General features: G+C 31.7%; 1 protein-coding gene. It reads left to right on the top strand.

Annotation, left to right across the window (positions count from 1 at the left end):
* Positions 1–246, top strand: a 246-nt coding sequence (locus LVD47_RS23555; RefSeq protein ID WP_236981180.1) for a helix-turn-helix domain-containing protein, incomplete at both ends; no start/stop codon positions are given.

Genomic DNA, 246 nt, shown 5'->3' with positions numbered 1-246 from the left:
CGATTAAAAGAAAGACGAATAACACTTGGCTATTCTCAATCTGAACTAGCAGATAAACTTCATATAAACCGCTCTTCTTATTTTAATTGGGAAAATGAAAAGACTAAACCAAACCAAAGCAATCTCAAACAACTGGCTATCCTATTAGATGTTCCTGAAACTTATTTTGAGTCAGAATATAAAATAGTTAATACTTATCTTCAGCTTTCTTTACAGAACCAGAAAAAGGTAGAGAAATATGCTGAG

It is taken from the genome of Membranihabitans maritimus (genome assembly GCF_021729145.1).
Classification (GTDB): Bacteria; Bacteroidota; Bacteroidia; order Chitinophagales; family Saprospiraceae; genus Membranihabitans; species Membranihabitans maritimus.
This window is presented reverse-complemented; position numbering and strand designations above follow the sequence as displayed.